This is a genomic window from Pedobacter sp. 05T44 (assembly GCF_056395985.1).
In genome coordinates this window covers 26,367-53,154 of sequence record NZ_JBFTKO010000026.1, presented here as the reverse complement: position 1 = coordinate 53,154, position 26,788 = coordinate 26,367, and the positions used below count along the sequence as shown (strand labels likewise).

Genomic DNA, 26,788 nt, shown 5'->3' with positions numbered 1-26,788 from the left:
AGCTGTGCTAACTCAGCTTGAGTTATATTTTTTATTGCCCGTTGGACTCGTATTGAATTTTTCATGGGCAATTAATAGTCTTCACTATTTTTTAAATTTTTATTCAACAAATACAAGCTGTAGTTGAACTTTATAATGTAAACAAGCAAAAGCGTAACTACATTATAAGTAACTATAAACACAAACCCAAGACCATAGGATGTGAAATTCAAAATTAATAAGATCGCATAGCTTATCAGGACTGCCCATTTCCACGATTCTAATCTAATTTTGCTTATTAGTTCATCTTCATTAATGTGCCTGGCGAACGAAACCATAATTAAACCAATTATGACACCCGAAAATGCAAGTTCATTAGTTAAATTGTAGTCTGCAGATCCACCGTCATTAGGATAATAGATCTGAAAACCTGGTATGTTGTACCCATAAGATTCCGTGAGGATACCTAACGCCAAGAAAAGCAAAAATGTAACCCAACCGATAAGGCGAAACTTTGCAGGAAGAAGAAATTGATTTTTCATATTTATATCTAGTTTACTTGATCAAATGTAAAACATATATATCATTATGTCAAGTATATTTTACTAAATATGTTTATTAGATATTTCAAAAGATACAGTATATTTAAACATGCCTCTCAATCAACCAATATGAAAATCGCACTATTACTTCCATGTTTTATACTATTTTCTATTGGACTAAAAGGCCAGGCTAGTAAGAATGAAAAATATAAGCCGGTTAATATTGATTCGTTGCTAAAAACTCCCGTGATCTTACCAAAGGAAGGGTATTCTATTACTAATATTCAGTTTACGGCGAACTATGATAAGAACCTGGGCGCAATTTCAGGCGTACATAGACACCGATTTCTAATGTTTCAGCGTCAACACCCGGAAGTAATGTGGCAATTTGCGGATGACAGTGGTCAATTTAAAGTTGGAGATAGTTCATTATATATCCCGATAGGTGGTGAAGATAGAAGATTATTCAACCTGATATGGGACTCATGGGGAGATCAATTCGGGCCAAAAGTAATATTACATGTCCAAATGCTAATTGGTAAATTTGAAAGATATGGCATTACCAGAGACTTTATCATAAGAGATATAATAATGCCAACCGAATAACTTACGCGTATGAAATATTTTTTAATTGGGGTTCTGTGTTTCGCATTAATGTCTGCACTACCATTACTATGGAATCATTTCTCATTTGTCGAATTAGGCTTTCCATTCCCTTACTTGCAAAAAAAGACTTTCGAGGGGATAGATGGAAGTGCTTTCATGATCTCTTTTATATTAGTAAATTTACTATACGATTTAGCCATCGTAGCTATTTTCGTTTGGATACTGACTTATCTCAAAACAACTATTAAGAATTATAGTTGAAATGAAAATAAGTAAGCTTTTTATAGTTTTATACGCGCTACTAATATCGTCATGTGTCGGTAGTGAATTTCAACGACAAAAAATACTAGGAAATTATTTTATTACAACTACAGATAATTATAATAGAGATATTTACATAGGTTATAAATTAGAAACAGGTGATTTTGTAGGGGTTTTATCTTCTAAGATTATTGAAATTGGAAATAATGAAGAGTTTATAATTGCTAAGCAATCAAAAGATTTCAATAATAAATCTGACCTTAATTATTATATTATTAAAAAAATGGAAAAGACAATCACTCCTGAAAATGGCGTACTAGGTCCATTTGCTAAAGAGGAATTTCAAATTAAAATAGAAGAATTAGGGCTGAAGAAGGTTGAATTTAAAAGGGTGTCCAAAGCAAATTAGATTTAGACATTACAATTGTATAAAAAGTGAAGTACAACCATTATGAATAAACCATGATTTTGAATCAGGCTATCGAAAGCAAGTTATTGGAATCAAGAAATTCCGAATATGTAGGATGATGGCGACATTGAATACATGTAATCAGGTACATTTATAAAACAGCCGTTCAATAAGATATCCGTATATCAAGACATTTACTCCCAGCAAAACAAAAAAAACGTATTCATTGTCTCCCATAACATTCCAAAGTAAAGTATGTGTCGGAAATCTAAGTACATAAAATAATTTTGAAAGCGTTAATACTGCCAAACTGCCTCCGCTTGTTCCTTCTTCTTCGGCACCTACAGCAACAAAGCTAACAGCGGTTAAAATCCCAAGAAAAATGATTGAAATCAGCAGTATTTTTAAGTTTATTTTTTTCATGAAAGCAATTTCTCGGGAAATATATAAAAATAGGTATTTTACACTATTTAGTCGGGTCAAACTCCACAATCCATTCAATATAATATTTATCTCTAAATATTCCGGCGTATATACCCCAAGAACTGTCGCCAACGGACCCTTCAAGTCCCATATATTCTAAAACAAGCCGAGCATATTGTCATCTAATTTTTAATATAGATTTCGGCTAAACCTGTCTTTTTAATCTTGCAGGTTATTAAATAATATATAATAATAAATGCAATCAATGGGGTAAGGAAAAGCCCAAGCAAAATAACACCACCAAAACCTATGCGCGTATCTCTACCATAACGTCCTAATGCCCATAGCATAGCAATAGCAACTAGAATTAATACAATTTTACCAGTACCGATAGAAGCGAATAACATACGTTTAAAATTTAGATTTATAATTACTAATAATCCTGATTCACTTTTAAATCATTAGACCATTACTAATCATTAGACTGTTAAATGCGCAAGTTATACTCAGCATATTATCAACTTTACTAATGAATCGCAGTGATTAAATTATTACCCAAGCTATGACCTGTATTTGTATTGTTCGTTAGAATAACCACAGCTATTTGCCTACTCAGATCTATGCAAATACTGCTGAGATAACCACCTGTTCCGCCAGTATGAGTCATAACGTTTTTGTTATCTGGCAAATAATACCAACCTAGTCCAACTATATCCGGTTTTTTATCAAAAGTGACCTGATGTATTAATTTTATAGCTGTATCAAGAGTGGGACTAGAAGAGAATAGTTGTGCTTTTGCATAAGTTATAAGGTCAAATGTTGAGCTTTTAATGGCACCTGCCGCTTCAACAGCCTGCAGATGATAAAAAGGAACTGGCTGAGAGAAACTATTATAACCTTGAGCAAGGTTACTAAATTTGGTGCTGTCAATGGAGCACATAGTTTCATTCATTTTCAATGGCAGGGTAATATACTGCCGTAGAAGTTCCTGATAAGACTTGTCATAAATCCTTTCAAACAATACACCTATTAGCCCGACGCCTAAATTGCTATATCCATACTTTACGCCTGGCACTGTTGTTTGTTTAAAATGCTTTAGAAGCGAAAACAAGTCCTTAACCTTATAGTTACCATAAGGCTGATTGGCATCAATAACCGTAGCTCCCAGATTGTCGGCATCCCTTGGTAAACCAGAGGTATGATTGGCAAGTTCTTTAAATGTTATCTTTTGTAACGCAGGGTTTTCAGCCACAGAATCTGGTAGAAACTTGGTAATTGATGTTTCAAGAGTTAGTTTTTGCTGATGAACTGCCAGAGCAAGCAGGGTAGAGGTAAATGTCTTAGTTATAGAACCAATATCATATAGTGTATGATTATCGGGCAGACTTTTCGTGTCCATTTTGCGCTCACCGTAATTATAAAAGTAACTCTTCCCTTTATAAAGAACACCTGTACTTACCCCAACATTACCTTTAGTTTGGATGTAGGTGGAAACCACCTTATCAACAGTACTATCCAGGTGGTTGATTAATTTGTTGTCGGTAGCTACTTTGTGTGTTTTCTTTGCCGTTTCTGTGGATGACAGAGCGGCAAATGTATTCATCTTGCCGTCTTTATCCAGATTACCAAACATAATCTGCAGGGGTATTTTTCCAGTCACTTTGTATATCCCAATTGAATCTTTCCAGCTTACTAAGCTTAGATTTTTTAAGGGTAACAATCCCGAGATCTGTTTTTTGTAAATACTAGCCCATCTGACTACTGGAATTTGTTTTCGGAGGGTTTCTCCAAATAGTAAATAAACGCTGTCTGGCTTATTCTCATTCATATAACGAATCGTCAACTTAGCAATAGCAGTTGTTTTTTGTTCCGAACCTGTGGGCTTGCAGCTGGCTAAGCCTAGCGTTAAAAGGAAAGAGATGTGAATGATGAGATGACGACGATTTATAGTTGGCATTGAATGATCGCGTTAAAAAGGTAAACATTAGAGCTACTTACTAAAGTAAACAAAGTAAGTGATAAAAGGGCTTACTAAAACCAGGCAAAACTCTATGTGGTATTATATTTTTAAATATAGTATATTTAAAAATGCCTCTCAATCAACCACTCATGAAAATCGCACTATTACTTCAATGTTTTATACTGTTGTCTATTGGACTAAAAGGCCAAACCAGCAAGAATGAAAAATACAAGCCAGTTAATATAGATTCCCTGCTAAAAACTTCTGTGATCCTACCAAAGGAAGGGTGTAAATGTTTGTTTAAATAAGATTGAATACTATTTCAAATGTTCTTCAACCTTATTCTTGAACTCCAATGTATCAGACGCATCATTAAAACAGTAGTAATCGATCGGTAAGTTCATAGGCATAGCAAGATATGATATTGTAATCCGTAACGCTTTTCGAATTGTTCATAATTATTTTCATATCCAAAAACATGCGAAAATCGATCATGCCATTCTTAAAATGTCAGTAACATTATCCTAGTTCTTGCTGAAAAGCCCAGCAATATTTGCTTTAATTCCTAAGTAGGCATTAATACTGGGTGCATAATCCTTTAAAAAACCTCTGATTTCTCCACCAATGGTCACGCCMAAGCCGGAATACTGTTCGCTTATACGCGCCCTTACTAGATAGAATGCTTTCTTTTCAGAGAGCACATTTTTTATCATACCCCTCTGACCCTCCCTAGGCCTATAGTATGCTAAATTGTAGTTAGCAACTCCCAGGTTAGGATCAAGATAAATTTTGACTTTGTTTTTCGCATTTAAAAACATTGGGAGTCCAAAACTGAAGTATCCACTTGTTTGGGTATCAGTAGTATTCTGTAATAAGAAACCTTTTCCAGACTGAAATACAGGGTCTGTTAACGCAAGAGCGGAGGTGTCGCTAGGTAGGGTGTCGGTATCAAAACTTCTTGTGGTTGATACTACCAAAGCTTCCATTCTAAATGATAAATATATATTAAAGAAATCGCTCCTGTTATTGTTAAGTCTGAAAGTTGGGTTGAAGTAGTAACTCCATTGACTGGTATGTACTTTCAAATGATCTATGAAAATGTTTCTCCGGTATTTAGTTTTGCCTGGTATGTATTTACCAGTATCTATTTGTATGTACTGAGGCCTGACATTCACGTTTGAGGAATCGCGTGTAAAATTCTGGAAGTTTGCGATTCCCAGGAAGCCGCCTAGTCGGTCATCCGGACCAGTAATATCATTTGCGTATATGAAAAGCTCACCGCTGATTTTTTGAAATTTCAGATTGTTATAGAAATCCAGGCTGCCTCCGGTGTAAAATTCTATTCCAACATGTCTAGTTTTTTCTTCCTCACTCGCAGTGTATTGGGGTTCATCCGCACTTCCGTCATTGGCGTCAAAAATATTTACTACGAATTCCGTAGACTGGTCTTTACCCTTGTCATCTTTATAGGTGAAATTGATGTAAAGCTCACGCAGGGCTTCAGTAAATTTCTGTGCTTTGATGGTGACTTCGACCTCATCCTTGTATTTGTCTGCAGATTTGACGGTTACTTCACCATCTGCCAAAGTATAGTCCCTGTCAATGGCCGAACTTTTATCCTTCAGGACTTTATAGGAAATTTTGGTGTCTTTTGTTGCTTTTTCCAAGGTAAACTGGATAGTGATTTTTTTATCTGCCTTCTCTTTTTTTGTGCTAAGCGGAGACGGGGTTTGAAATTTCAATTCCTGTCCTACAACATTTGATGAAATACAGTTAAATGTTATAAACATTGAGGTGATGACGATGCATCTAGTTAAAAACAAGTTTGTTTTTAGAGTTGAGAGTTTCATGACGGAGCTTATTTAGAGTAAAAAATACTTTGATTGGCGGATATTAAAAAACGTGAATTTGGTTCAACATAAAATACTATTTACCGATAAAGAATATTAATAGGACAGAGCACAGAATTTGTTTAAAACAGCTATCGATTTTATTGTATGAAACGTATTATTTTTTTTATTAAAAATACTTTCTAAGCAACTACAAAACAATACCCATTAGTTGGTATAATGTATTGCAATATTAATCTGTAACTAAAAATTTATTTCCAAGTTTAATTTTTTGAGAATGTAATTTCACAGATTGAGAATACAATTTTTTCTGCTGCAGAAGATTTAATCCCAAATCATAAGACATCAGCCATATTAGATGGTGATTCTTTATTAATATGGGTAGAAAAAATATATATATAATAAAACAACGAGAAAAGAGAAGTTGGTGAGTGAATTAAGTTTAACAATATTCTTACCTTAGAAAAATCAATTGCAGGGCATGAAAATTAACCGCTTAAAAATTTATMTACTCCTTTTAGTTTTCTTCTTTGCTTTATCATCAAAGAGCCAAAACACAACCATAAGTACAAAGACCAAGCCTGTTGTCAGCATTTTAGGCTTTTCGCTTTGTGGCACCACGATTACTGAATTAAGAAAAAATTACAATGATCTTCATGAAATAGAGGTGGAAGAAATGAACTACTCTTCCGGATGTGAGCAGCTAGATTCAAGATACATCGCTAAAAAAGGTTTTGCTACTACTAAACAACCAGGACTTATCTTTCAACAAGAACGAGACGGAGATTTGATCGGTAAAATTAGGCTCACTACCGATTATAAAGGCAAGTTCATTGATAATACAGACATTGATATTAGTAAGTTAAAGGCAAAAGATGTCTTTAAGCGCTTTCCAACGCTTGAGGGAAAATGGGGTTCGCGAGGCTGTTCAGACTATTGGAATCTGTCAAATGATACTATTTCCTTTTTCGTTAAGATTGACAGATCCAAAAAGCCGATGTATCCGATTGACGAAGCATATTATTTAAACCAACCAATTGAAGGTGTTGATTTAGTGATGTCTTGTTATGTGCCATCTGAAGAATCTTTTACTTTGGTAGAGACAACAAATGATCCGGTATTCATATTGGATAGTGTTCAGGTGTTTAGAGGTGAGATGAATAGCGTAGATCCGAATACCATAGCTGTGGTTACTGTTTATAAAGGTAAGAACGCTACAGATCGGTTTGGAGCCGAGGCTGAGAATGGTTTAGTGTACATGGAAACAATCTCTTTTGTCAAGAAAAGATATTGGACATCTTTGAAATCGAAATCTGATGATTATCTGAAGCACGTGCCAAGTCCAGACGAAGAAAGCAGTATATTCTATATTTTGAATGGTAAACCACTGTTGAAAGATCATGAAGCAGGCCTTTCGGGCATTACTAATGAAAATTTACAGAGTGTACTTATTATAGATAAAAATACCTTAAAAAAAGATTATTTGATAGAGGGTTATTCTTGGGGTGTTCTCATCACCACGAAGTGAAATGACTAAATTATAAAACGCTTGTAGTCCCATAAATTGACATTTTAACTTAAACGTATGAAATATTTTTTAATTGGGGTTTTGTGTTTCGCATTAATGTCTGCACTACCATTACTATGGAATCATTTCTCATTTGTCGAATTAGGCTTTCTGTTCCCTTATTTGCAAAAAAAGACTTTCGAGGGGGTAGAGGGAAGTTCTTTCATGATCTCTTTTATATCTTTAAATTTACTATACGATTTAGCCATCGTAGCGATTTTTGTTTGGATGCTCACTTATCTCAAAACAGCCACTAAAAATTATAGCTAAAATATAGATTTAGGCAATTTGTAGCCTATCAATACTGTTCGGCCTGTGGAAATGCAATGATTATTCGGTATATTCATTTGAAAATTAACCGAACTCATGAAATATTTTAACTTGCTCGCGCTCATCTTTCTCGTGCTCATCACCAAGGCACAAACCACAGATCAACCCAAAGCTGATGCTTCGGTACCGATGTATGTTCAGAAATGGCTGACCGAAAAAACGGCGTTTAAAAAACGTAAAGCAATCCAAAAAGGCTTCTTCTTGCGCGATTCTATTAAAATCGTTGGCTATATCAAAGGGTATGATAAAAACGCGAAATATTCCAGTGGCATCATCTACCATGGAAATAACATTACCAGGGAAGATTTACCAACTATAGTAAGGATCTACAAAGATGGAAGATTTGAGTGTGGCTTGCCGGCTATACATCCCATGTCTTCCAGTATACATTTTAATGATCAAAGCATAAAATTTTATGCCGAGCCAGGGACTACCACCGGGATCATTCTAGGTGATAAGACCACTGAATACCTGGGCGTCAATAAGGCGATCAACGATCAGTTAGCTGCCATTGAGCCACCCCGCCCTGACTACAATAATTTAGATGAGTATCGGAAAACACAGACGCCCAATGACTTTAAGCAAGCTCAGCTTCGCAATTGGGAAAGTACCAGGGAAAAGGTAGACAGTACCATGGAGGTAAAGCAGACGTCGGAGAGGGTAAGGAAGTTGGTAGCCAACCAGGTTGATCTGACTTATGCCGTTTATTTGTTCGATTACGAAATGTCGCGCACCTACTACCAGAAACAGGCGCCGGACAATGAAATATTAAAGTTGCCCATGCCTGAAAACTACTTCGATTTTTTAAGTAAGATTGATTTGGATGATCAATTGCTGTTAGTTTCCAATGATTTTTCGACGTTTGTAAACCGCTTTGAGTTTTCCCCCGTGTTCGAACGGAAGATTCTTTTTCAAAACCAGAAAACCAAGGGCTTTTTGAAACTAGACTCGGCCTATCTCAGTAAAAATAAAAAGGTCAATTTGGTTTACGACATCGCCAAACTCCGCTCATTAACTTCTGATTTTAAGTTCTACGAGTACAAAAAGAGAAGTTTTGCCCAGGAAACCACTGATTTATTAAAAACCGTGCAAGAACCCTTTCTGCTGAGAGAGATGGATCGAATGTATGACAAATATAAAATAGGAAATGTAGCTTACGACTTACCTAATACCACAGCAGCAGCCGTATTCAAAAAAATCATTAACCCAATAAAAGGAAAGGTGTTGATCGTTGATTTTTGGGCGGAGAATTGTGGACCATGCCGTGCCGGAATAGAGAGCAGCCTGGAGTTCCGGAAGAAATATAAGGACAATCCTGATTTTGATTTTGTATATGTAACAGATAGCGAAAATACAGGAGCTGCATTTTATGACGATTATATCAAAAAGAATCTGATGTTAAATACGCATAGAATCACGGCTGACGAGTATCTGGCGCTGAGAGAGCTATTCAGGTTCAATGGAATCCCCCGGTATGTATTGGTAACAGAAGAGGGTAAAATACAGGATGATAATTTTGCTTCTTACAACATGAAAAGCGAATTCCAAAAGTACTTTCCCGGGAAATTTCCCATTGATTATTGGAAGTGACCCAAGGATGCCAATGGTTTATAAATGCTCGTTTTAAATAATCGCTATCTTTAGCAAACCAACCTAAATTATTATGGAAAATTTAAAAGCTAAAGAAATGATATCCGCTGGACTAATCGGATTAAGCGGCTTTGTAGCTCCGTTGTCTTTAATATGTATAATTTGCTATTTCACTGATCTTGCTAAAAGTCCTTACCCGTTAAAATATCTTGTGCCAACTTTCATAATATCGTTAGCAGTTTTGCTTTATTGCTTTTATGTACTAGGGTCAATAAGTAAATATAGGAAACAAAATAATCTCGAAAGTATTTAATTATAGATTGTCCGAAGTCATATTTTAAGTCATGATAACTGATGCAGATGTTTAGGATTTGTATTAGATTTATGTAATCATTATAAAATGAAGATGTTATATGAAAAAAATCTCCAGCTTAATTTGTTTATTATTAATAATAACTGCCGTTTCTTGTAAAAAAAAGGCAACGCTTGATGGAAAAGAAGTATTAACGGTATGTGGAACAAAAGATCCATTAAAGAATATAGCCTGGCTTAAGGACGAATATTCACAAATGTCGGGTCAGCCCACGATTAACGGTATAGTACTTTATCGATATAATGATAGTGAAGTTATAGAAATACAAAACGCCCAGTTTAGCTCAACTAATCAACATCAATACTATTGTGATGGAACTAAACTCAACTTAGGCGTACCGGCAGATTTTAATAAGTATAGACAAGACCGTAAATTGATTGGCATTTTGTTCGGAACAAATATTTGGAATTAATTCATAAGTAATTTCAAAAGGAAACTATACTATGAAAGTAAAAGCTTGTGCTATTGTGATTTTTATTTCTTTTTTCATAAGCCAAGCTTATTCACAAAAGATACCTTCACCAAAAGAAATGAGAGAGGTTTATCGTCAGTATTTCCTGGCGGCGTGCATTTATTTTGCATTTGGTGAGGAAGTTGTTGGTTCTAAGGACATCAGTCTCGCTGTATACTACGCAGTAGGTGATGAGTTTGGCTCTACTAACCACGCCCATAAACTGGATTCATTGGCAAAGAAACTGATGAACTCAATTACTCCAACTCAAGTTGATGACTATGAAGGGCGTAAGCCTATTTTAATGGATTGTATTGAATATTACGAGAGTAAGGAACTGAAAAGAGAGATCATAAAAATCCTAAAAACCCCCCGAAAAAATGAGTTAATTAGGCCTGGAAATAAATAGCGACTACTTGATATTAATGGCTTACATTTATGACGATTGTCATTATTTAGTATCTTTGTGTTATGCAAACTGCAGTTCAGAATAAACGGACATTAATATCATTACTTAAGGCTAATAGCCAGAAGCTGAAATCTTATGGAGTTTCGAGCTTGAGCATATTTGGTTCGTTTATTTCTGGGAAACTTGATGTGGATAGTGATGTTGATCTTTTAGTCGATTTCGACCCCAGCCAAAAAAGCTATGATAATTTTATGGATTTGTCATTCTTCTTAGAAGACTTGCTAGGTAGAAAAGTAGAGCTGGTGACACCACAATCACTAAGTAAATATATTGGCTCACATATTTTAAAACAAGCTGAGCATGTTGCCATCTAATGTTAAGTTATTTAAGCATATTCTTGAAGAAGTTTCTTTTATACTAAACGCTGTCAAAGGGAAAATAGAGACTTGGTAGTTGACGATCCTGTTCTATCAAGGGCTATAATTAGAAGCTTGGAAATTATTGGTGAGGCTAGTACCAAAATTGATGATGAGTTTAAAGCTATATACCCCAATATAGAATGGAGAAAAATGTCTAATACACGTAACCGGTTAATTCACGATTATTTTGGAGTAGATTATGACATCGTTTGGGATATAATAGTATCTAAATTACCTGATCTTGAAGCAGAGATTCAGGCAATCATCTCAGAGAATTAGAAAAATTATTTGCTTTGGTTAGACCTTACAAATGGTTCGGTCAAGGTTCTTTAAGCATAATACTAATATCCGGATAACATTTCCGTTTCATTCAGGTTTCATAGGTGTGTACACCTACAATACACCTATGAAACACCTATATAACTCCTTTCGTTAGTATGCCATGACCGAACCATTTGTAAGGTCTGATGCTACAAGGGATAGTCGAAACTATATATATTTAATATTTCATTCTCCAGCCCCAATAATCTTAAGAGAGTTAACTATTAGAAAGACCCTATCAATGCCCTGTCAACCGATCTGTGTGAATAGTTTATACCCTCCGCTAAAAGAAGGGAAAGTTAATTGGTTTTTAAAGAATTGCAAGGGACGCGGAGGTCTTGTGCCTAATCATCAAAGTCAATCCTATAAGCGCATAAATACTCAAAACAACTAACGATACGATATTAACTGAAACGGCTATGTCCTTAGATTTCATGAACAGTGTTAATATAGAAAGCCCTATACCTGCACCTAAAAAATACGATGTTGTACCAATGCTAGATCCAAGACCATAATGCGCTTTAGGAATGCCTTGTACAGAGAGTACCGATAGGGCGGTGTAGCTCAATGTCATCCCTAGTCCGGTAACAAAGGTGGCCGATAGCAGTACCAGAACCAGCGAATGATTAAACAGCACGCTACTGGTTAAAAACAATCCGCCAATAAGCATACACAGCATTCCGGCTATGCCCAGTTGCGAAACCGTAAGCCTTTTGGTTAATACAGGTATCCCTAATTTTGCCACAACGGCCGAGAGTAAACTAAACGGAACCAACAACAATCCAGACTTTGCAGCACTTAAATTCATATCCTTTTGCAGAATCAGTGAAACCATAAACAGGAAACCTGTAAAAAATGCCCCTAAAAGAATAAACACCAAATTGGCCGTAACAACAGAACTGGAATTAAATATAGACAAGTCTATTAGCGGTTCCGAGAGCCTTGTAAGTCTGTTGTATAATACCTTAACACAGATTAGAATGGCAACAGCTAGGAAAAGCAGCAATGCCGAGTGGCTTTGAAACTCGCCAATGGTATGCACCGCGTAACTGATCATTAACAGCGTTGCGGCTAGCAATAAACCCGAAATAACATCGGGTGCTCTTTTGTTCTTTTCTGCTACATCGGCCTCCAGGTAAAAATAAGCAATAATAACTACCAGGAATAGGATAGGTACGTTGATCAGGAAAACCCAGTGCCATCCCCATAGGGTGCTAATGATGCCTCCAAAAGAAAGTCCGCTTCCAGATCCTATGGCGGCAAAAGAACTGAAAATACCAATTGCCTTGCTTCGCTCTTTTTCTTCTGTGAAATTATGGATGACTATGGATAGGGACGAGGGCATGATCAACGCGGCTGCTAAACCTTGTATGGCCCTAAAAACAGCTAGCATTTCGAATGACGTGGATAAACCGGCACCCAACGAGGTGATTAGAAACAGCACAGAGCCGATCATAAATACCTTCTTTTTACCTACTACATCTGATAGTTTACCGCCAATAATCAGAAACCCTCCGTAAAGCAATACGTACAAGGTTTGCAGCCATTGCACCTGATCGTTGCCAACTCTAAACTGGGCTTGTATAGATGGTATGGTGAGGTTGATGATGGCAATATCCAGGGCTTCTACAAAAATGGCCATAGAAGCAATCATCAGAATGATATTCTTTTTTGAAAACATAAGTTAGCTCGTTGTCCTGTCAAAAGTAGAAATAATGATTTTCTGATTGAAGAGATAAAAAATAATAAGAACAATTATGTTGATATTTGTATTTTTATAGAACAAGTGCGTTTTAAGTGCTTCAAAAGATGTCGAAAACAGAACAACAGAAATTACCCGAAATTAGTTTAGATGGCAAAGACCATGAAATACTAAAACTAATAGAATCGAATAGCAAACTTACTGTGAGGGAAATTGCTTCGCAAATTCATTTAAGTCCCACGCCAACACATGATAGAATTAAGCGCTTAGAGAAAAGTGGTGTAATTAAGCAGTATTCTGCGGTGTTAGATAAGCGTTTGGTTGGCAAAAGAATGATTGTGCTGTGTATGGTTACTTTAAGAGAGCACAACAAAAAAGCCGGGGCTATTTTTGTGAATGCCATACAGGGGTTTAAAGAGGTTATTGAATGTTATAATATTTCTGGTGATTTTGACTTTATGCTCAAAATTGTAGCCGAGGATATGGAAAGTTATCATACGTTTTTTGTAGATAAGTTAACGGAAGTGCCGGGAATTGGACAGACTAAGAGCGTGTTTGTAATGGATGTGATTAAGGAAACGCATAATTTGATGTAGGAAGGATGACGAGTGCGTTTAATCCTCGACCTCTAACGTGTAATACGATACCTTGTTAAACAATTCCTCTGGTAAAAATGGTTTTATAATGTAATCATCAATACCTGCTTCTTTTATCTGATMTTGTATTTCGGCAGCCAGGTTTGCGGTAAGGGCTATTATCGGTATTTTAACTCCAGATTTGCGCATCTTTTTTGCAGCCTCATATCCATCCAGAATAGGCATTTGTAAATCCATAAGCACCAGCTGATGTTTGGCGCCATCAAATTTGTGAAGCGCCTCAAATCCGTTTAAAGCCACATCAATTGATGCTCCCCAACCCTCAAGGTATCGCTGTGCAACAAGAACATTCATCGGGTTATCTTCTACTAAAAGTATATGTATCCCCTCAAAAGGTTTAGATTTTTCTTTAATGGCTTCAGAGTTATAATTGATTCCGTTTCTTTTTCCGGCCTTTTCAAAAGTTTGCTCAAAATAGAAGGTAGAACCCTTGCCTTCAACACTTTTTACATTAAGCGTAGAATCTTGCAGTTCAAGAATCTTTTTTGATATTGCCAATCCAAGTCCGGTGCCGCTTGGACCTTTAAATCCAGACGCATTAACTTGCATAAACCGTTCGAAGATAATAGCCAGTTTCTCTTTGGATATGCCGATTCCTGTATCTTTAACCTCCACAGCAATGGTAATTGAAGTTTTATTTTGAGATTCTACAGTTATGGTAACATTTACAGAACCCTTGTCTGTAAACTTAATGGCATTATGCACCAGGTTGGTAATTACCTGAGTAGTTCTGGTTGGGTCGCCCATTACCTTGCTTTGCATTTCTTTATCTATCGATAAATTAAGGGCTATACTTTTGTCTTGCGCTGCCATTTCAAGACCCTTAACAATATAACCTACAATAGAGGCAATATCCATTTCAACGCGCTCAATAGAGATTTTACCCGATTCAATTTTATTGTAGTCCAGAATATCGTTTACAATGGCCAACAGATTATTTGCCGAAAAGCGCAATACATCCAATTGCTCTACCTGATCTTCGCGCGGGTTACTTTTTAACAGTAAATGGCTCATCCCAATCACAGCATTTAATGGCGTCCTAATCTCGTGGCTCATATTGCTCAGGAATTCGCTTTTAGCACTTAGCCCTTCTTCGGCCTGCGCTTTGGCTTGTTTTAAAGCAAAAGAAACCCTGTGCGATAATGCCAGCGACTGAAGGAAAAAGAAGGTGATATAGCACAGGAAGCTGGCCAGTTGGTAAGGAGGGATAAGTAACCAGTAATGAAGCAGAGATATGGCAAATGCCGGGATCAGGGCAAAAGAACTCAATAAAGTGTATAGTGCGCCGGTTCTGTTTCTTCTGTATGCTTTTATATATATGTATGGAACATACAGCAGGCAGAATAACATTACAGCTAAAAACGGATTTATTAATTGGGTAAAATAAACTGCCGGCAAACATATTACCGCTAAACTAAATAAACMGCATATGCCACATATTATTTTAGGTATGGGCATGTTAATGTCTTTAGGAAATAGATAAAGCGTGTAAAGCGCGAACAGTCCTATACCTATAAATAAGGAAAGATACTCTAACCTGATGGTTAGATGCCAGCTTAGGTTCGGGATGATATTATGCAGTACATAAGTGTCTGTACCAATAGTTCTGTAGCAATAGACTATAGAAAAGATGGCAAAAAACAGGATGGCCTTGTCGTTTTTTCCTTGCAGATACAATCCCATAAAGAAAAGGCCGCCCATGATTAAACATCCGGTAAGTATAAGATTTATGGAGGCCGATTGCCGTTCCTTCAGTATCAATTGGTCTCTGTTTCCAATTTGCAGGGGTTTTTTAATGCCTCCTTTGCTATGGTCGAAATTGGAGATTTGCAGTAAAAGATTTAGTGTATCTATGTTGGCAGGTATGGCTACTGTACGGTTTTCCCAATAAGGCATAGAACTTTCTTTATTGGTGCCAACTTTTCCATTGGCTGCTTCTAGTTTACCATTTATATATAGCCTGTAAGCTGAGTAGGTTTCTGGAATGGCCAGTAATAATGTACTTTTATTGTGTGGTAGTAGTAGGGTTGCTTTGTAGGTAGCGTAGCCAAATCCTTTCCATACATATGGGAAATTTACGAGTTTACCACCTTTGGCAGACACGTTTTGAGGCTCTAAAAGCTGATTCCAGTAAAACTCCCACTGCTTGCCTAGTTCTACAATTTTATGAAAAGATTGGGTACGCAGGTCGATTACAGCTTTTGAGTTGACAAACTGAGGAACGCCAGCGCCAGCAGCTTTTTGACAGCTAATTAAAAGTATTACCAGGAATAGGAGATAAGGCTTTCTAACCCACATTTGAACGTTACTGCAAAATAATCAGCTAAATATACAAGTTTGTATGTTATCTTTCTATTTGATTTGTTACCTTATTTACAGGATTGTATTATATATATTTATCCTTTAACTTAAAACTAACCAGATAAGAATCTATAAATGGTAAACAAAACAGGGGCGGCAGTGCTGTATCCTTCGGGTTGTATATTGGGCGAAAGCCCCATGTGGCACAATGAGCGACAGAGTTGCTTTTGGGTTGATATTGAGGGTTGTACGATTTATGAATACAGTTTTCCCGATAAAAGCTGTCGCCAATATGAATTATCTAAACGCGTTTCTTTAGTAGTTAAAGGCAGTATTGCCGATGAACTTATTGTGGGTTTGCAAGGCGGTGTAGCCAGGTTTAACCTGCTTACTGAAACTTTAACCATGCTTACAACGGAACTTAATGCCGATTGGAAAAGCTACCGCTGCAATGATGGTGGTTGTGATAATATGGGCCGGTTATGGATAAGCACAACTGACTTAAAACATAAAAAAGATGCGGGTGCACTTTATTGCGTTGATAAGAACTTGCAGGTTAGCGAAAAGCTGGGTAAGCTTTCTATTTCGAACGGTATAGCTTGGACTGCCGACAATAAGCGGCTCTATCATACCGATAGTGTTACAGGTGCAATTAAGTCGTACCTCTACGATGAGCGTACCGGTGATCTGGAATTTGAGTGTATTGCGGTGCAGATTTCTTTGGAGAAGGGTGTGCCCGATGGGATTGCTTTGGATGCCGAAGGTAAACTTTGGATAGCGTTATGGGGTGGATATGGTGTTGGCAGGTTTGATGTAGATTCTGGTGAAATGTTGGGTTTTATTGATGTTCCTGCTCCTAATGTAAGCAGCTGTGCTTTTGTTGGAGATGCGCTGGACCAGATGATCATTACTACTGCAAAAAAAGGAATGACAGAAAATGACCTTAAGGGATTTCCCGAAAGTGGTCATATATTTATAGTAGAGCCGGGCGTAACAGGTGCTACGGTTTTTAATTGTGTGTTATAATAAAATAGATATGGAAAAGAAGCTTCGTAGTCAGCAATGGTTTGGTAAAAAAGGTAAGGATGGGTTTATTTACAGGGCCTGGATGAAAAACCAGGGCATTCCGGCTGATGAGTTTCAGGGTAAACCTGTTATTGGAATTTGCAATACCTGGTCGGAATTAACACCATGTAATGCCCACTTTAGGGAGCTTGCCGAATCTGTAAAAAGAGGGGTAATTGAAGCAGGCGGTTTCCCGGTTGAATTTCCGGTAATGTCTTTAGGCGAAACCTTGATTAAACCTACGGCCATGCTTTACCGGAACCTGGTAAGTATGGATGTGGAAGAGTCCATCAGGGCAAACCCAATTGATGGTGTGGTGTTGATGTGCGGATGCGATAAAACTACTCCGGCACTGGTTATGGGTGCTTGCAGTGTAGATATTCCATCTATTGTGGTTTCTGGTGGTGCAATGCTTACGGGTAAATTTCAGGGTAAAAATATAGGTACCAGTGATATTTGGAGGTTCTCTGAAAGTGTAAGATCCGGAATCATGTCGGAAGAGGAATTGAACCTGGCAGAAGCCGGAATGTGCAGGAGCAGAGGGCATTGTGCAGTTATGGGCACTGCATCTTCTATGGCTTGTATGGTTGAATCGCTTGGGCTTTCGTTGCCTGGCAATGCGGCTATTCCGGCTGCTGATTCTTCAAGAAAGGTACTTGCCCAGTTCTCGGGCCGCAGGATTGTAGATATGGTTAGGGAAGATTTGAAACCATCTGATGTTCTGGTGCGTAAAGCTTTTGAAAACGCGATAAAGGTAAATGCTGCCATTGGTGGCTCTACCAATTTTGTGATACACCTGTTGGCCATTGCAGGCAGGGTGGGGATAGATTTAACCATTGATGATTTTGATAAATACTCTGCAGGGATACCGCTAATCGCTAATCTGCAGCCTTCAGGCGAGCATTTTATGGAAGATCTGTATTATGCCGGTGGTTTACCTGCCGTAATGAAAGAAATGCAAGGCTTTTTGAATGCCGAATGTATTACGGTAAACGGCAGAAATATTGGTCAGAATCTGGAAACGGCGCAAACTTTGAATCAGGAGGTGATTGCATCTGTAGAAAGTCCTTTTAAACTGGATTCTGGTGTAGCGGTGTTAAAGGGCAATCTTTGCCCGGAGGGTGCTATCATTAAGCCCTCGGCAGCTAATGCGCGTTTAATGCAGCATAGAGGCAAGGCTGTGGTATTTGAAAACATTGAAGATTATAAGCTTAGAATTGATGATCCGGAGCTGGTAGTTGATGCAGATAGTGTATTGGTATTGAAAAATACAGGCCCTAAAGGTTATCCTGGCATGCCAGAGGTGGGTAATATGGGTTTACCTAAAAAGATGCTTGATTTAGGGGTTACAGATATGGTACGCGTATCTGATGGCCGTATGAGTGGAACCGGATTCGGTACTGTGGTACTGCATGTTTCGCCAGAAACTGCCGAAAACKGAACCATCGCATTGGTTAAGGATGGGGATATGATTGAACTGGATGTAGCAGGGAGAAGGTTAAGCTTATTGGTGTCTGATGAGGAATTGGATCAGAGAAGGGCTTTACTTGCTGATCCTGTTAATCAGTTTAAAAGGGGCTATGCAAGGTTGTATGTAGAACATGTTGAACAGGCACATTTAGGTGCCGATTTTGATTTTTTAAAGGGTAACTCAGGTAGTGAAGTATTACGCGATTCACATTAATATATAAACAGACGAAAGACTAATATGATGACTTCAACAGCATTTGAAAACAAGACGGTAATTGTAACTGGTGCCGGACAGGGCATTGGTTTTGAAATATGTAAACAACTGGCAGCTAGAGGCGCTACAGTTTTATTGAATGATATAGATGAGGTGCTGGCCAATGGCGCAGTACAAGCAATTAAAGATGCGGGTGGAAATTGTATTGCCTGTGCAGGTGATTCTGGTGATAAGGATTTTATACAAAGTATGGTTGATCTGGCTGTAAAAACATCCGGCAGTCTGGATGTTGTGATTGCCAACGCAGGGATTACTTTATTTGGCGATTTCTTTACTTACCCTCAGGATTCTTTGTATAAAGTTTTACATACAAACCTTGGTGGTACGTTCTTTTTGGCCCAGGCCGCGGCCAATCAAATGAGAACTYAGGCTAAAGGTGGTTCTTTGTTGTTTACCTCATCGGTTACGGCACATCAGGCACATAAAGATCTGGCAGCCTACGGAATGACTAAAGCTGCTCTTGAAATGCTGGCCAAGAACCTGGTGCTGGAGCTTTCTCCTTTTAAGATCAATGTAAATACGATAGCGCCGGGTGCTACACTTACAGAGCGTACCATGGATGATCCGAATTATGAGGCTGTATGGTCTAGAATTACGCCAATGGGTAGTCCTGCTAAAACGATAGATATTGCCAATGCGGCTTTGTTTCTGGTGTCGGATGGGGCAAAACACATCACAGGACAAAGTTTGGTGATTGATGGTGGTTGGAGTGCAATTAGTCCTTCGCCAAATGAATAGGTTGCTGAAATTTATATTTGTTTTGCCTTTGGTGCTGCTGTTTTGCGGATCAGCTTTGGCCATAAAACCTAAGGTTTTTTGCTTTTACTACAATTGGTACCAGACCAAGGCTTTTGATGGAGCAGATCAGCATTGGTCGCATTGGAGTAATGGCAATCMTACTGGGTACCCGGGTGGTGATAACATAGGCGCTAATTTTTTTCCATCATTAGGTAATTACAGCACAAATGATCCTGTTTTGGTGGCTAAGCACATGAAAATGATTGCTAAAGCAGGTATTAATGCTGTTTTTTTAACCTGGTGGGGTAAGGATCATTTTACAGCAAAGAGCATTCCGGTGATATTAGATGAGGCTAAAAAGGCTGGTGTTAAGGTTGGTTTTCAAATTGAGCCGTATGGAAATAGATCTCCCTTAACGGTTAAGGCTGATGTGAAGTATCTAATTGATACTTATGGCAAGCACCCGGCTTTTTACTATTCTGAACAGAAGAAACCGCTTTTCTTTGTTTATGATTCGTATTTGAGTAAGGCCGCTGAATGGTCKGATGTATTATCGCCAGCTGGAAGTTCAACCATTAGAAAAACGTTATATGATGCTGATTTTATGGGTCTTTGGGTGAATGATAATGAGCATCAGTTCTTTAAAGATTCGGGATTTGACGGTTTCTATACCTACTTTGTTTCGAAGGTGTTCCGTTATGGCTCTAACCCAAATAACTGGGCTAAGATGCAGGAATGGGCGGTTCAAAACAACAAGATATTCATCCCCTGTGTAGGGCCTGGTTATATAGATGAGCGCATCCGCCCGGAGAATAGTGCCAATACGCAAAGCAGGGACAATGGGACGTATTATGATGATTACTGGAAAAAAGCAATTTCCGTGAAAAGCCCGTATGTGGCCATTACTTCTTTTAACGAATGGCATGAGGGTACACAGATTGAACCGGCAAAACCACTGAGTATTACTGGTTTTACTTACTTGGATTATAGCCCGCTGGCAAATGATTACTACATCACCAGAACCAGATATTGGACCGACCGTTTCTTAAAAAAATAATCTTTTAGGATGAAAAAATATACTTCATTATTGTTAGCAGGATTTGTTTTAGTAACCGGTGTTAGTGTAGGGCAGGATAAGCTCAGCAGGGCAAAATCTGAAACGATTGGTGGGTTTATTGGCGAAAGGCTGTCTAATTCTTACAAGAACAGGGTTTTACTTCAGGATGCAGATGCCTTAATTGAACMGTTTAAGCATAGAAACGAGACCAGTTTATGGCAAAGTGAGTTTTGGGGAAAATGGTTTACTTCGGCAGTTCTTGCCTATAAATATAAACCAACACCTGAACTAAAGCAAAAGCTGGATGTCGCTGTTGGTGGTTTAATTGCTACGCAAAGTGCTGATGGCTATATTGGTAATTATGCTGAAGAAAGCAGATTAAAGCAGTGGGACATTTGGGGACGAAAGTATTGTATGCTGGGGCTGCTTGACTATTATAGTCTAACCGGTGATAAAAAGAGTCTTAAAGCAGCCAAGGCTGTTGCTGATAATTTGATAGATGATATTAAGAAAGCCGACGGTATAATTGTGACTAAGGGGAATTACYGGGGTATGGCTGCATCATCTGTATTGGAGCCTATTTGCTTGTTATATACGCAAACAAAGGATAAGAAATATCTTGATTTTGCAGAAGAGATTGTTCGCCAATGGGAAACACCTGAGGGGCCACAGTTAATTTCCAAGGCMGATGTTGATGTGTCTAAACGCTTTCCTAAACCTGAAAACTGGTATTCTTTTGAACAGGGGCAAAAGGCATACGAAATGATGTCGTGCTACGAAGGTTTATTGGAATTGTACAGGCTAACGGGCAAACAGACATATAAAACTGCGGTTGAGAAGACCTGGCAAAACGTTCGCGATAAAGAGATCAATATGGCAGGATCAGGTGCATCGGCCGAAATGTGGTTTGGTGGCAAGGCTTTACAGGCTGATCCCATCTTTCATTATCAGGAAACGTGCGTTACAGTAACCTGGATAAAGCTTTGTCATCAGCTTTTTAGGCTTACCGGCGAAGCAAAATATGCCGATGCAGTGGAACAGAGTTATTATAACGCTTTGTTGGGCTCTACCAGTCACGATGGTTTTCATTGGGCAAAATATACGCCTTTAAATGGATTGCGATTACCCGGAAACGGGCAGTGTGGTATGGATCTTAATTGTTGTGTGGCAAGCGGCCCAAGGGGTTTGTTTAACCTTCCGGCTCATGTGGTGATGAAAGCTGCAGATGGCTTATTTGTAAATTATTTTATTAAAGGGAGTTATGCTTTGGTTACTCCAACTGGTAAAAATGTAAGTGTAGTTCAGCATACAGATTATCCGGCTACGGGTAAGATTGGAATTAGTGTAAAACTTTCAAAGCCTGAGGACTTTAGCATTAATATTCGCATACCTGAATGGAGCAAGAAGAATGTGTTAATGGTAAACGGTGTTGCAGTTGAGGCAGCTGGTGGGCAGTTTGCTACCTTAAAACGAACCTGGAAAGATGGCGACGAAATAGCTTTAGAACTGGATATGAGAGGCAGGGTTGAATTTATTGGAGACAAGTCTCAATATGCTGCTGTGATGCGTGGCCCTATATTGCTTGCCCGCGATGAGGCATTAAAAGGGGCTAATATGGGATCGATTGTTAACCTTGCAGGTAAGACCGGATATGTTGATTTGGTTTCCGTACCTCATACTTCTGAAAATGTGTGGTTACAATTCAGTCTTAAGTTTTCTCCGGAATCATATAAAGAGCAGGGAGATGAGCCTGTAACTGTTGATTTATGCGATTATGCCTCGGMCGGGAATGGCAAAGAAGCAACTTATTTTAAAGCCTGGTTTCCTCAGTTGATTGATCCTAAAAAGGATCACTAAATTTTTATACTTCACATGAACAGATTAAGAACGATACTACTATTTTTTGGCATTGGCATTCCATCGCTGTTATCAGCTCAGGATTTTTATACTCAGGAGCAGCGTGATAAATGGATGGCTAAAGCAGAAACGAATAAGCCTAAACTGACTGAGCAGGAAAAAAAGCCTGTGCAATTGGTTAAACTAGAGGCTGATGATAAGGCTTTTCAAGGTTGGAAGGCTACTCCTGCAGGTTCGGTTGACCAGCTTTATCAGCAAGCTTTTAAAAAACAGTCTGGTGTAGTTATTGATTTTGGCGAGCATTTAACCGGTTATTATACATTTACCATGAAGGAAAGTGCTAATGTATTGGATGGTCCATTACGTTTTAAAATGACATTTGCAGAGGTGCCGGGTGAACTTGCCACACCTTTTGATCCGTACACAGGAGGTTTGACCAGGGCATGGCTGCAGGACGAAATCATTACTGTAATGGAATTGCCTGCTACAATTACTATTCCACGACGTATGGCCTTTAGATACCTTAAAATTGATCTTTTAGCAGGCTCCGGTAACTTTGATTTTAAGATAACGGATATGAGTTTTAAAGCTGTTACGGCGGTTACAAATGTACCTGTTCAATTGGCGGCAAATACAGATCCAATGATTAAAAAGGTTGATGCTGTTGGCCAGGCTACGCTAAAAGAATGTATGCAAACGGTTTATGAAGATGGCCCGAAACGCGACAGGAGATTATGGATAGGGGATTTGTATCTGGAATCGTTAGCTAACAATTATTCTTTTAAAGATCATGAGCTTACCAAGCGTTGTCTGTATTTAATTGCAGGATTGAGTCGTACAGATGGGTACTTAAATGCTAATGCATTTGAAAACCCTAAGCCCCATGCGCAGGCAGGTGCGCCATTTTTGTTTGAATATTCGCTATTGTTTAATGCCGCATTGAAGGAATATTTTATTGCCACTAAAGACAGTGAGTTTGTGCTTGATTTATGGCCTGTAGCCAAAAGGCAAATGGACAACATTAGCAAGCATCTGGATGATAACGGGCTGTTTAACGTTAATGCGGCTCAAAAGGACGGTTGGTGGATCTTTGTGGATTGGAGAGATGGGCTGGATAAACAGGCTTCTTTGCAGGGAATAATGATTTTTACCATGAAAGAGACATTGACGCTGGCTAAATTATTGGGTAAGGATAAGGAGGTTTCGCAATTAAATGGCTTAATTGACAAAATGACCAAGGCGGCTAAAACAAGACTTTATGATAAGAAGACAGGGCTTTTTGTAAGTGGAGCTTCTAAGCAGGTTTCTTACGCCTCGCAGGCATGGATGATAATGAGTGGAGTAGCTAGTAAGGCTGAAGCTCAGAAGGCTATGAAAGCTATTGCGGGTTATGATAATGTGGTAAAGCCGGGCACGCCTTATCTGTATCATTATTATATTGAGGCTTTGATTAAATGTGGGTTAACACAAGAAGCCAAAGCCTCTGTTATAGATTATTGGGGTGGAATGGTAAATAAGGGCGCTGATACTTTTTGGGAGGCTTATGATCCTGATAATGACAAGCTTTCTCCTTATAACTTTTTTCCGATAAATAGCTATTGTCATGCCTGGAGCTGTACGCCTGTTTACTTTATCAGAAAGCATCCGGAGATTTTTCAGGGCCCTTAATTCCTATTACATCCGGTTTTTTTCCTCATCAAGCGCATTGTTTTTGTGCTTGCTTTTACGGGTAAACGTGTCTTTACCAAAGTTATACGTTAGTGCAATGCCAAATCGCTGCGTATCAGATTCATTGGTTTGAAATGAATAGGCCTGCGCCAGCCCTACTGAACGTTCCCTGGCTACCCAGCTATGGAACATGTCATCAACATTGAACCTGATGCTGCCTTTGTTTTTCCAAATCTTTTTTTGAATACCTGAGTTTACCCTGTACCTGCCTGCTGTATAAGTTTGCCCGTTTAAATCCCGGCTGACATAATAGCTGCCCAGTTCTGCACTCCATCCTTTTTTGAATTGAAATTGGTTGTATATTCCTATTCTGGCTGCATAAATACTTGGATTAAGCTTTTCGCCATATGCCATACCATCTAATCCCAATCTGGCGAATTGCGGTTCAAAATAAAGTGTCCACCATTCAGCAGGAGTAATTGTGATATTGGTATTTAGAATTATCATATATCCGAAGGCTACGTTTTCCGGTTTCCTGATAAAAATATCATTTTCTACACGTGTAGTCTGGAAAATTACATCTGTAAATCTGTTATAACTTAAAGCTAGTCTAAGCCATTGTTTGTGTTGATATTTAAGTTCATAACGCATCTGATATTGAGGGGTTAATTCCGGATTACCTGAAGAGTAAGAGTACTTGTCTTTAAAAAACACAAAAGGATTCAGGTATTGATAATTTGGCCTGTTTATTCTTTTGCTGATACTAAAGTTTAGGGTGTTTGTGCCAACTGTATCAAGCTTGTAGTTTAAAAAGATACTTGGGAACACTTGCGTATAGTTCTTAGTAAAACTGCTTGGTGGCACCAGCTCGTTGCCTAATTGCTCCCCCTTAGATTGTGTGTTTTCCAAACGCAATCCTAATTGAATAGATAGGTGTTTCCATCCTTTTTGAGCATTAACATATGCAGAGTTTATGTTTTCTCTGAACTTGAAGTGGTTTGATTGTCCGTTATCGATAACCGGTCCCTGATCGGTAATGTTGTAATAATCAGATTTGTTATCGTTATAAACGAAGCTCGATTTAAAGCCCGCTTCAAATTTTGCGTTGTTTTTCATGGTTTGCACATAATCTGCTTTGGCAGTGTATATATTTATGGTAGAAGGTAAATCGTAAAAGAATTTGCTATCGCTGATAGCAGTGCCATCTGGCTGATAAAGTGAGTTTACGAGCGATTGGTTGCCGGTACTGCGGTAATTTAAGTAGTTGATATCGGCAGAGAGTTCCTTCCCGGTTGATCCGAATTTATGCAGAAAGTTGACGTTGGATCCTAAGTTGGTTCTTTTATTATCGCCAATGGTGTTTCCTTTGCCAATGTTGTTCAGTTGTCCGGCGTTGTAATTGTCGCTATTATAATTCAGCAGATCGTTGTTTTTATTGTCGTTTATATTGACCTGGAAACCGTATGTTGTATTTGGAGTGGCTGCATAATCTAATCCTGCGTTTGCATTTAAGCCGTTGCTTTTAAACTCCTGATTATTTATTAGCTCTACGGTTGATGTTGGTACATTGTTAGTATCAAAGAAGCTCCTTGTCATGTTGTCGATGTTATAATTTTTCTCGTGACTATAACCAATACTCCCAAACAAATTGATCTTTTTATAGTTGTAGTTCAGGTTCAAAGAGTTGTTGTTTCTTCCATATTCTCCTTTAGAATAACCTGTAGCAAAACTTCCTATAAAACCACCTATCCTGTTTTTTTTCAGTTTAATATTGATAATTGCATTTCCTGATGCATCATAACGGGCAGGAGGGTTGTCCATCAGCTCTATCTTGTCTAAAAGTGATCCGGGAAGAGATTTTAGGTAAAGAGAAAGGTCTTGTCCCGACATGTAAGTAGGGCGGCCATCAATTAAAACCATAACTCCAGATCGGCCGTTTAATGTGATATCCCCATTGGAATTTACAACTATGCCGGGCGTTTTTTCGAGCACTTCTAGTGTATTGCTGCTGGCGCTGCTAATCATGGCATCCACGTTTACTACTGTTTTGTCTATTTCCATTTGAATTAGCGGACGCTTTGCTTTTATCACTACCTCTGCAAGTTCTGTACTTTTAGCCGGCAGTAATATAATTACGGGAAACACCACGCCTGCGTTATCCAGTACATGTAAGGGCGATGAATTGAATTCTTTGTAGCCTACAGCTGTTATCCTTAATAGATAAGAACCTTTGGTGACATCATTGAATTGAAATTTACCATCGATATCAGTAGTTCGCGTGGTAATAATCGAGGTGTCTGCGGCTTTAAGCAGACGAACAGTAGCACCGCCAATTGCCTGGTTTTTTGAATCTTTTACAGTTGAGGAAATGACTCCTTGTTTTACCTGCGCCAGGGCAGTAAGAGAGATCAGAGAAGCGAAAAATAATATAATATATGTTTTCATTACAAATGGTTTTTAATTTGATCAGGTTGTTGATTGATCAAATATTGATTGTTCGTGTTAGCTCC

General features: G+C 38.3%; 24 protein-coding genes. 16 read left to right on the top strand and 8 right to left on the bottom strand.

Translation table 11 applies throughout. The annotated features are described in order from the left end of the window. Positions 1 to 71: 71 nt before the first annotated feature. The gene (locus AC1DDK_RS24640; RefSeq protein WP_337716024.1) at positions 72 to 521 is read right to left on the bottom strand and encodes a hypothetical protein; all 450 of its coding nucleotides are present in this window, start codon (positions 519 to 521) and stop codon (positions 72 to 74) included. 129 nt (positions 522 to 650) lie between these two features. Here AC1DDK_RS24640 and AC1DDK_RS24635 point away from each other — a divergent pair, with 129 nt between their 5' ends. Both AC1DDK_RS24635 and AC1DDK_RS24630 read left to right on the top strand, forming a co-directional pair. After that, complete coding sequence (locus tag AC1DDK_RS24635) at positions 651 to 1,127, top strand: hypothetical protein (RefSeq protein WP_172662692.1); 477 nt, start codon at positions 651 to 653, stop codon at positions 1,125 to 1,127. Between the two features lie 262 nt (positions 1,128 to 1,389). Continuing rightward, complete coding sequence (locus AC1DDK_RS24630; RefSeq protein WP_172662693.1) at positions 1,390 to 1,797, top strand: DUF3997 domain-containing protein; 408 nt, start codon at positions 1,390 to 1,392, stop codon at positions 1,795 to 1,797. A gap of 141 nt (positions 1,798 to 1,938) precedes the next feature. Here AC1DDK_RS24630 and AC1DDK_RS24625 read toward each other — a convergent pair whose 3' ends face one another. From AC1DDK_RS24625 to AC1DDK_RS24610, 4 genes are all read right to left on the bottom strand, one after another. Next, positions 1,939 to 2,220: a hypothetical protein gene (locus tag AC1DDK_RS24625; protein ID WP_172662694.1), complete on the bottom strand. Its 282-nt coding sequence runs from the start codon at positions 2,218 to 2,220 to the stop codon at positions 1,939 to 1,941. A 182-nt stretch (positions 2,221 to 2,402) separates the two neighbouring features. After that, positions 2,403 to 2,627 (bottom strand): hypothetical protein, encoded by a 225-nt coding sequence (locus tag AC1DDK_RS24620; RefSeq protein WP_172662695.1) that lies wholly within the window; start codon positions 2,625 to 2,627, stop codon positions 2,403 to 2,405. 119 nt (positions 2,628 to 2,746) lie between these two features. Beyond that, on the bottom strand, positions 2,747 to 4,177 hold the full coding sequence (locus tag AC1DDK_RS24615) for a serine hydrolase domain-containing protein (RefSeq protein WP_337716026.1): 1,431 nt from the start codon (positions 4,175 to 4,177) through the stop codon (positions 2,747 to 2,749). Positions 4,178 to 4,704: 527 nt separating this feature from the next. Further along, positions 4,705 to 6,030, bottom strand: coding sequence for a hypothetical protein (locus AC1DDK_RS24610; RefSeq protein WP_477634139.1), 1,326 nt, complete (start codon positions 6,028 to 6,030; stop codon positions 4,705 to 4,707). A gap of 481 nt (positions 6,031 to 6,511) precedes the next feature. Here AC1DDK_RS24610 and AC1DDK_RS24605 point away from each other — a divergent pair, with 481 nt between their 5' ends. The 7 genes from AC1DDK_RS24605 to AC1DDK_RS24575 all read left to right on the top strand — a co-directional run bounded on the left by AC1DDK_RS24605 (position 6,512) and on the right by AC1DDK_RS24575 (position 11,448). Then, entirely contained in the window at positions 6,512 to 7,558 is a 1,047-nt protein-coding gene (locus AC1DDK_RS24605; RefSeq protein WP_477634138.1) for a hypothetical protein, read from the top strand. Between the two features lie 57 nt (positions 7,559 to 7,615). Beyond that, complete coding sequence (locus tag AC1DDK_RS24600) at positions 7,616 to 7,867, top strand: hypothetical protein (protein ID WP_172662699.1); 252 nt, start codon at positions 7,616 to 7,618, stop codon at positions 7,865 to 7,867. 96 nt (positions 7,868 to 7,963) lie between these two features. Then, entirely contained in the window at positions 7,964 to 9,517 is a 1,554-nt protein-coding gene (locus tag AC1DDK_RS24595) for a TlpA family protein disulfide reductase (RefSeq protein ID WP_337716029.1), read from the top strand. 413 nt (positions 9,518 to 9,930) lie between these two features. Continuing rightward, positions 9,931 to 10,302 (top strand): hypothetical protein, encoded by a 372-nt coding sequence (locus tag AC1DDK_RS24590; protein ID WP_172662701.1) that lies wholly within the window; start codon positions 9,931 to 9,933, stop codon positions 10,300 to 10,302. A gap of 31 nt (positions 10,303 to 10,333) precedes the next feature. Continuing rightward, positions 10,334 to 10,750 carry a hypothetical protein gene (locus AC1DDK_RS24585; protein WP_337716031.1) on the top strand — a complete coding sequence of 139 codons (417 nt, stop codon included), beginning with the start codon at positions 10,334 to 10,336 and terminating at the stop codon, positions 10,748 to 10,750. Between the two features lie 62 nt (positions 10,751 to 10,812). Beyond that, positions 10,813 to 11,124: a nucleotidyltransferase family protein gene (locus AC1DDK_RS24580; protein ID WP_172662703.1), complete on the top strand. Its 312-nt coding sequence runs from the start codon at positions 10,813 to 10,815 to the stop codon at positions 11,122 to 11,124. A 72-nt stretch (positions 11,125 to 11,196) separates the two neighbouring features. Further along, positions 11,197 to 11,448 carry a HepT-like ribonuclease domain-containing protein gene (locus AC1DDK_RS24575; RefSeq protein ID WP_216854465.1) on the top strand — a complete coding sequence of 84 codons (252 nt, stop codon included), beginning with the start codon at positions 11,197 to 11,199 and terminating at the stop codon, positions 11,446 to 11,448. A 352-nt stretch (positions 11,449 to 11,800) separates the two neighbouring features. Here AC1DDK_RS24575 and AC1DDK_RS24570 read toward each other — a convergent pair whose 3' ends face one another. Continuing rightward, positions 11,801 to 13,171 carry an MFS transporter gene (locus AC1DDK_RS24570; RefSeq protein ID WP_337716033.1) on the bottom strand — a complete coding sequence of 457 codons (1,371 nt, stop codon included), beginning with the start codon at positions 13,169 to 13,171 and terminating at the stop codon, positions 11,801 to 11,803. A 128-nt stretch (positions 13,172 to 13,299) separates the two neighbouring features. Between AC1DDK_RS24570 and AC1DDK_RS24565 the strand changes: the two genes are divergently transcribed. Beyond that, on the top strand, positions 13,300 to 13,788 hold the full coding sequence (locus tag AC1DDK_RS24565) for an Lrp/AsnC family transcriptional regulator (RefSeq protein ID WP_172662705.1): 489 nt from the start codon (positions 13,300 to 13,302) through the stop codon (positions 13,786 to 13,788). A gap of 18 nt (positions 13,789 to 13,806) precedes the next feature. Here AC1DDK_RS24565 and AC1DDK_RS24560 read toward each other — a convergent pair whose 3' ends face one another. Beyond that, positions 13,807 to 16,146: an ATP-binding protein gene (locus AC1DDK_RS24560; RefSeq protein ID WP_477634137.1), complete on the bottom strand. Its 2,340-nt coding sequence runs from the start codon at positions 16,144 to 16,146 to the stop codon at positions 13,807 to 13,809. A 138-nt stretch (positions 16,147 to 16,284) separates the two neighbouring features. Here AC1DDK_RS24560 and AC1DDK_RS24555 point away from each other — a divergent pair, with 138 nt between their 5' ends. The 6 genes from AC1DDK_RS24555 to AC1DDK_RS24530 are packed head-to-tail and all read left to right on the top strand — an operon-like array spanning position 16,285 to position 24,278. Further along, positions 16,285 to 17,175, top strand: a complete 891-nt coding sequence (locus tag AC1DDK_RS24555; protein ID WP_337716035.1) for an SMP-30/gluconolactonase/LRE family protein — start codon at positions 16,285 to 16,287, stop codon at positions 17,173 to 17,175. Positions 17,176 to 17,185: 10 nt separating this feature from the next. Then, a complete protein-coding gene (locus AC1DDK_RS24550; protein ID WP_477634136.1) occupies positions 17,186 to 18,898 on the top strand; it encodes an IlvD/Edd family dehydratase in 1,713 nt (570 codons plus the stop codon). Positions 18,899 to 18,922: 24 nt separating this feature from the next. After that, positions 18,923 to 19,696 (top strand): SDR family NAD(P)-dependent oxidoreductase, encoded by a 774-nt coding sequence (locus tag AC1DDK_RS24545; protein ID WP_477634135.1) that lies wholly within the window; start codon positions 18,923 to 18,925, stop codon positions 19,694 to 19,696. Continuing rightward, positions 19,689 to 20,753: a glycoside hydrolase family 99 protein gene (locus AC1DDK_RS24540; RefSeq protein WP_477634134.1), complete on the top strand. Its 1,065-nt coding sequence runs from the start codon at positions 19,689 to 19,691 to the stop codon at positions 20,751 to 20,753. Before AC1DDK_RS24545 ends, AC1DDK_RS24540 begins: the two co-directional genes overlap by 8 nt. 9 nt (positions 20,754 to 20,762) lie before the next feature. Further along, the gene (locus AC1DDK_RS24535; protein WP_477634133.1) at positions 20,763 to 22,610 is read left to right on the top strand and encodes a glycoside hydrolase family 127 protein; all 1,848 of its coding nucleotides are present in this window, start codon (positions 20,763 to 20,765) and stop codon (positions 22,608 to 22,610) included. Between the two features lie 15 nt (positions 22,611 to 22,625). Continuing rightward, a complete protein-coding gene (locus AC1DDK_RS24530) occupies positions 22,626 to 24,278 on the top strand; it encodes an alpha-L-rhamnosidase-related protein (RefSeq protein ID WP_337716043.1) in 1,653 nt (550 codons plus the stop codon). Between the two features lie 6 nt (positions 24,279 to 24,284). Here AC1DDK_RS24530 and AC1DDK_RS24525 read toward each other — a convergent pair whose 3' ends face one another. Continuing rightward, entirely contained in the window at positions 24,285 to 26,723 is a 2,439-nt protein-coding gene (locus tag AC1DDK_RS24525) for an outer membrane beta-barrel protein (protein WP_337716045.1), read from the bottom strand. Positions 26,724 to 26,788: the final 65 nt, after the last annotated feature.